The organism is Flavobacterium piscis (genome assembly GCF_001686925.1).
GTDB classification, from domain to species: Bacteria; Bacteroidota; Bacteroidia; order Flavobacteriales; family Flavobacteriaceae; genus Flavobacterium; species Flavobacterium piscis.
Map to the genome: position 1 here is coordinate 1 of NZ_LVEN01000039.1, position 6,650 is coordinate 6,650.

The window sequence follows — 6,650 nt, forward strand, 5'->3', positions numbered from 1 at the left end:
TTCCAAATACAAAACCAATTTTCCATTAAGCCAAATGCCCAAATCCGTTGTAGTGGCTGTTACAGGCTGGTTGTTTTTAAGTTTATGTTGGCAGATTCCAACTTTCAAACTTTTGTTTGCTTTCTAATTTACGTTTCAATTTAAAGTTTTTTAAAATTTCAGTTCTGATTTAATGTCTTCTGGAATCTGTTGTTTATTTTCTATTTGACCATAAAATTTAAAAGCTTTTTGTCTCATTTTTTCGTCATTTTTAATTTCAGAAACCTTGAGTAAACATAATGAATAATGAATTTTAAAGTTTTCATCTTTTTTATAAGTTGAATAACATTTTTCTAAATATTCTAAACCTTCATCATATTTTTTGTTTTGAGATAATAAAACGCCTTTTAGAAATATTACTTCGTCTTTTAACTTGGGATTTAATAATTTATATTTTTCAATTGCGATATTTATATTTTCTAAACCCTTATCTACATCTCCGAAAATAGGAGAAGTTAATGCAAAACCATAATAACCTTCTGGGTTATCAGGAAATAAAGTAATTAATTCCTGATATTTTTTTCGAGCAATTTTTAAAGATCTATCTTGACCTAATCTTAATCCTTCAGAAGCTAAATTTATTTTAAATTCTAATGTTTTTTTTGATAAACTGTCTGCCATTATATAGCAAGCTATTGCCTTTTCGTCATTCAATAATCTCAAAGTGTATCCTGTAAAAAAAATTGCATCACAAAATGTCGTGTCAGTTTTGTATGCTTTAAAGAAAATATTTGANNCTAAATTAAAAAGCTTTATTGCTTCGGGATTTTCAGATTTACAATACAAGTTTTTACCTTCGAAGTAATCTTGAGAAAAAGTTAAATTAATGCTTAATATCAGTAAAGTAACAATGAATTTTTTCATTTTAAATATTTGTGTTTTATATGCGGTTTTTTGGTTCAACTTGCCTGTAACTTATTTATATGTGTGACAAAATCACACAAAGCGATCCAAATTTGGGTAGATATATGTGATAAATTTCACATATTATTTACTTTCAAATATATATTTTTTTTCATTATAAATTATCAAAAGACCTCTTAACTTGATTGATACTTTTTGGTTTTATACAGGTGATTGTGCAAACAAAAACAAGAGAAAAAATCAAGATGCGCATTTTAAAATATTATAATAGTCCAAGATAATCTGGTTAGATATTTGAATGCTNNTCTGGAGCTTTTTTGTTTTTACCCCTCTTTGTCAAACATCCGTTGCATTCAAGCACTTGACATTCGCACCAATTGCAGAAAAAAGTATACAAACAAATAAGTAATAAAAGCGATTTTACTCGAAATCTCTTTTACTTTTGCCGAATGTTAGAAATTCTTTACCAGGACGAATATATTATCGCAATTAACAAACCAAGCGGATTGCTGGTTCACAAATCATTTTATGCGCGCGATGCAAAAGTGTATGCTATTCAGGAATTGCGAAATCAAATAGGACAACATGTTTACCCCGTTCATCGGTTAGATCGCAAAACATCTGGTGTCTTATTATTTGCCTTGGATAAGGATGTTTTGAAAATTATGAATGATCGTTTTGCTACACGCGAAGTCGAAAAAAAATATTTGGCCATTTTACGTGGCTGGTCACCCGAAGAACTAACGATTGATTACGACTTAACCAATGATGATGACATTACACAAAATGCCATAACCTACTTTCATCGTTTGCAAAATGCCGAAGTTGAGTTAGAATTTAACAATAAACCAACGTCACGATATTGTTTGGTAGAAGCGATTCCTGAAACGGGACGTATGCATCAATTACGAAAACATTTCAAGCATATTTTTCATCCTATTTTAGGAAGTCGTCCACATGGCTGTAACAAACAAAATAAATTATGGCTGGAGAATTATAATCTGACCGGAATGATGCTGCATGCACATCAGTTAGTTTTTAATCATCCAATAAAGAATGAACAACTAATCCTGAATGCAAAGATTAATGAAGAGTTCAGCAGAGTTGGTACTGTTCTTAATCTGGATTTGAGTAAATATAAATAGGATTTTATAAAAATTTATAATTTCGAAGAAACAAAAAAAATGCGCAAATTTCACAGAGAAATTTGCGCATTTTTTCATGGAAATACTTCAGAAAGTTGGATTATTACCAAATTGTTATTCTGTTTTTCTTCGGTAAAAACATTTTATCTCCCGGTTGCACATTAAATGCATTATAAAAAGGTGTGGTATTCATTAGAGGACCATTAACACGCCAATTTGGTGGAGAATGCGGATTATTGTTAATCCACAAACGCAGGAACTCGTCTTTCATTTTTACTCTCCATATTTTGGCTATAGAAATAAAGAAGCGCTGGTCTGGAGTAAAACCATCAATTTTTGTATTCCCTTTTCCTTGTTCGGTCATTTTAAAAGCATCATAAGCAACTGCTATTCCGGCAATATCTGCTGTATTTTCTCCAACTGTCATGGCACCATTAATATGTAAATCGCCTAAAACAGTATAGGTACTGTACAAATCAATAACCTGTTGTATTCTTGATTTAAACTGCGCATAATCCTCTTTTGTCCACCAGTCTTTTAGGTTTCCATCTTTATCATATTGAGCACCCTGATCATCAAAAGTGTGCGTTATTTCGTGACCAATAACCATTCCGATACCTCCGTAGTTAAGTGCATCATCTGCATTATTATCAAAATATGGGTCTTGTAAAATACCTGCAGGAAAAACAATTTCATTGGCAGTAGGATTATTATAGGCAGTCACTGTTGGAGGCGTAGTGTACCATTCTGATTTATCGACTGGTTTGCCCAATTTTGCCAATTGAAATTGATATGCAGCTGTAGCAGCCGAAACCATATTCTCAAAATACGTGTTCCTTGCTATGTTTACCTTACTATAATCTTTCCATTTATCCGGATATCCTATTTTCTTAGTCATGGCTGCCAATTTTTCTTTTGCTTTTTGTTTCGTAGCCTGACTCATCCATTCCAGATTATCAATTCTTTTTGCATAGGCTTTTTGCAGATTATTCACCAGAACTAACATTCGTTTTTTAGCATCTTCTGAAAAATATTTTTTTACATACAATTCAGCCAACGCTTCGCCTAAGTTATTGTCAAGGACATTTGCCATTTTTTCGCCACGTGTTTTTTGAACAGCCTGACCAGAAAGCACTTTGGTATACTCAAATGAGGCATCTGCAAAAGGCTTACTTAAATCGTCTGCATATCTTTCCAGAGAATTTGCTTTCAGATAAATTTTCCAATTATTAATTGGGATTGTTTTTAAGAGCTTATTTACGGCATCATAATAGGCAGGTTGGCCTACATTAATAAAATCGGTTTTAGCCCCTAAATTATTTAAAAAAGTAGTCCAGTCGATGTTCGGATGTCTTTTTACAAGATCTGTCACAGCTATTTTATTATAATTTGCCTGCACATCACGAAGTTCAACTTTTGTTTTATGCGAAATGGCGAGTTGTTTGTCAATATCGTAAACCAGGTTAGCATTCTTTTCAGCCTCTTTGGCATTGCTGCCGGTTTGTTGAAATAATGTAGCAAGGTATTTCTTGTACGATTTCTGTATAGCAACAGTTGATGCATCTGATTTAAAATAATAATCTCTGTCCGGCAAACCAATACCCGTTTGATAGATTTCAGCAATGTTCATACTGCTGTTTTTCTGATCTGGCGACACTCCAAAAGCTATAATAGAAGGATTGTTAACCTTTGCCTGATTCACTACAAAGTTCATTAAGGACGGTAAATCGCTAATTGTCTCAATTTTAGCAAGTAGCGGTTTAATAGGTTCATAACCGCGTTTGTCAATGGTTACAGTATCCATACCTGATGCATAAAAATCCCCTACCTTTTGTGCTATACTTCCCTCCGGATTTTTGCTTTGCGAAATACTGTCTAATATCCCTTGCAGGCGCATTCGCTGTGGATAATTCATAAACATATAGGCGCCAACTCCGGCTTGAGATGCAGGTATTGCTACAGAATCATACCATTTACCATTTACATATCTGAAAAAATCATTACCGGGCCGCAATGTAGAATCTATTCCGGTGATCGCAATATTTTTTTTTATTTCATGTTTTGAGCACGCTGTAAAAGCTAAGAGTACAAGGGAGAGCAATAGGATTTTTTTCATAATCTGGATGGTTTCTATTAAAATGAACTGAAAAAGGTTTTAAAGCAGCTATATTAAAATATATGCCTGGTATAGTTAATTTAGCAGAACAATATACGAATTCAGTTTTTAATTCTAAAGCTTTTATACAATTACTACTTATAAAAGTCAGAATTACAAGTAGTTATTTATAGTTAATGTAGTGTAATCTTGTATAACGTTTTAGGACTATAATCGATTTAAAACTAAATCAATCCCGTTATTCTGATTTGCTAGAATCATTCCAAGTATAAAATCAACTTTCCATCAAGCATATTACCTAAATCCGTGTTCTTAGCTATTGTAAATCAATTTTATATATTTTCAATATGTATGTCAAAATATTTTTTAATAAAACTATTTACTTTTTCAATTTCAGTTGAACTCAATTCAAGATGTGAAAAAATATACTTTTTATTATTATGAAGGTTAAAGCTAATATCGCTTTCTGATATTACTATACTTTCAATATATTCAATTTCTAAACTATTTATTTCTTTTCCATTTTCTAAATGCAACTTTCCATCATCATTTTTAATTAATACTGATGGAATAAAAATTAAACCTTTAAGAATAAAAATCAATCCTGATATAAAATAAAGTACAGATAATATTTTTTCATTTTCGGTTATAAAGAAAAATATCATTGAAAAAAAACAATAAAGGACACCGAAAATAAAAGGCAAAATATTATAATAACTATCATTACCGCTCTTTATTCTGATTTCGTCTTCAGATTTATTTTTTGAATATCTAATAGATTCAAAAATATCAATAATATATAAAAAAGGAAAAAAAAGAGGTACATAGTTGCTGAAATTTGGAATAATTTTATCCATATTAATAAAAATTGACAGCGTCAAAATAAGTAAAAATACAGTTGTAATTATGAGACTAAATTTATCTTTTTTTTGAAATTTCATTCCTTGTTCTTTTTTCTTTGTTCATTTTATTTGTTTCTGGCTTTTTTCAAAACTTATTTATATATGTGGCAAGGCCAACTAAATCTTAAAAAATTAATGACATCTGGCAAAGAGAGATAATATTTTTATAACAGCAAGGATGATAAAAAAAATGGTTTTTCCGGACATACCTCCAGAACTACTTGAGGATTCTGTTTCGGTACTATTAGATATAACTGCTTCTCTATTTCTGATCAAAATAGCAGTTAAAGCTGGATCATAGGCGACATATCCCTGCATTGAGGATAGACAAGTCATATAAAAACCAGATAATTTGTCGGCATTATAGCGTGCCGCAACAATATTTACTAAACTTCTGATTTTATCATCCATTTCGATAGAACTGAAATACGATAGCAAAACATAAAAACTTCTATATTCTACATACGAAATGGCCTGCATGTTTTGTGCATTGTTTTGGCTTAAGTTTACAAGTACCGCATCAACCTTTCCATTAAGTTTCATATTCAATTGAAAAAGTGCATCCTCAGGAAAACAATCTTTAAAATCAAAAATATCATTGATGAAATCAAATTTATTCTGAGACAAATGCTGATCAAAAAACAACACTAAATCATCTTTAAGAAACTGATTGATGAAGGACTGAATCTTTTCAGGATCATATTCTCTTTGGGGAGAAGGAAAATTATGTCTGGAATAATTTTTCTTCGAAAAAAGATTGTATAAAATTCTGTTAGACACTATAAAATAAAGTTCCTCGCGATATTCTTTTAACGCCAAAATAAGATTATTGGCGACATTAACATTTATATCAGGATTTATTCTTTTCTCAACATTAATCTGTTTTTCTATTCGGATTATGTCTTCTGCGGAAAATAATAGAATATTATTTTTATCTATCTTTAGTTTTTCAAACAACTCTATTATGTTCATCCTTGATGCTAATTTTAAAGCACAAACATAATCTTTTTCTCTCTTTTTAAAAAGATGGAACAAAAAATAAATCTAGGAACATTTGGTTACCAAAAAAGGGATCAAAACACAAATTACGGCAAGTACAATTTTCATAGTAGGATTCGCTTCAACATGGTCTACATCTTCTCTAAATACAGTTACAGCTTCTCTATTTTTAGCAAGAGTCTCATTTATATTTTCATTATAAGCTTTGTAAAAAGCCATCGATTGTATGACAGCAGTAAAAAATGGAACATTTACCTTTTTTTTATAAAATTCAATAACCAATGATAATAGATTACTAATTTTTTGATCCAGCTCTACCGATGTAAAATGAGATAATAAGCCATAAAAGCTGCTGTATTTAATATAACTGATTGACGAAACTTCACTACCCTTCAAAACCGACAACTGAGAAACTGCAAAATCGAGTTTAGAATAAAGAAGCAAGCCCATTTTATAGATACTATCTTCTGGAAAATATCTTTTTAATTCTAAGAGAAGATCAAGTTCTTCTAAATAGTGATACCAGCTTTTTGACAGTTTTAAACTAAAAAAAGAATTAAGATCTTAGTCAAAAAAAATACCTAT

At 30.7% G+C, this 6,650-nt stretch carries 5 protein-coding genes; 1 reads left to right on the top strand and 4 read right to left on the bottom strand.

What is annotated here, in order from left to right:
- Positions 1 to 1,352 precede the first annotated feature (1,352 nt).
- Positions 1,353 to 2,048 carry a pseudouridine synthase gene (locus FLP_RS17270; RefSeq protein ID WP_065450781.1) on the top strand — a complete coding sequence of 232 codons (696 nt, stop codon included), beginning with the start codon at positions 1,353 to 1,355 and terminating at the stop codon, positions 2,046 to 2,048.
- Positions 2,049 to 2,151: 103 nt separating this feature from the next.
- On the opposite strand, the gene FLP_RS17275 is transcribed toward FLP_RS17270, so the two are convergent.
- The 4 genes from FLP_RS17275 to FLP_RS17290 all read right to left on the bottom strand — a co-directional run bounded on the left by FLP_RS17275 (position 2,152) and on the right by FLP_RS17290 (position 6,515).
- Complete coding sequence (locus FLP_RS17275) at positions 2,152 to 4,164, bottom strand: M13 family metallopeptidase (RefSeq protein WP_065450782.1); 2,013 nt, start codon at positions 4,162 to 4,164, stop codon at positions 2,152 to 2,154.
- Positions 4,165 to 4,496: 332 nt separating this feature from the next.
- On the bottom strand, positions 4,497 to 5,105 hold the full coding sequence (locus FLP_RS17280; protein WP_123921686.1) for a hypothetical protein: 609 nt from the start codon (positions 5,103 to 5,105) through the stop codon (positions 4,497 to 4,499).
- Between the two features lie 93 nt (positions 5,106 to 5,198).
- Positions 5,199 to 6,038 carry a hypothetical protein gene (locus FLP_RS17285; RefSeq protein WP_065450784.1) on the bottom strand — a complete coding sequence of 280 codons (840 nt, stop codon included), beginning with the start codon at positions 6,036 to 6,038 and terminating at the stop codon, positions 5,199 to 5,201.
- A 72-nt stretch (positions 6,039 to 6,110) separates the two neighbouring features.
- On the bottom strand, positions 6,111 to 6,515 hold the full coding sequence (locus tag FLP_RS17290; RefSeq protein ID WP_065450785.1) for a hypothetical protein: 405 nt from the start codon (positions 6,513 to 6,515) through the stop codon (positions 6,111 to 6,113).
- Between the last annotated feature and the right edge of the window lie 135 nt (positions 6,516 to 6,650).

Bases quoted from the DNA above. Each gene is read 5' to 3' on its own strand.
- FLP_RS17270 (WP_065450781.1), top strand. From the start codon at position 1,353: ATGTTAGAAATTCTTTACCAGGACGAATATATTATCGCAATTAACAAA.
- FLP_RS17275 (WP_065450782.1), bottom strand. From the start codon at position 4,164: ATGAAAAAAATCCTATTGCTCTCCCTTGTACTCTTAGCTTTTACAGCG.
- FLP_RS17280 (WP_123921686.1), bottom strand. From the start codon at position 5,105: ATGAAATTTCAAAAAAAAGATAAATTTAGTCTCATAATTACAACTGTA.
- FLP_RS17285 (WP_065450784.1), bottom strand. From the start codon at position 6,038: ATGAACATAATAGAGTTGTTTGAAAAACTAAAGATAGATAAAAATAAT.
- FLP_RS17290 (WP_065450785.1), bottom strand. From the start codon at position 6,515: ATGGGCTTGCTTCTTTATTCTAAACTCGATTTTGCAGTTTCTCAGTTG.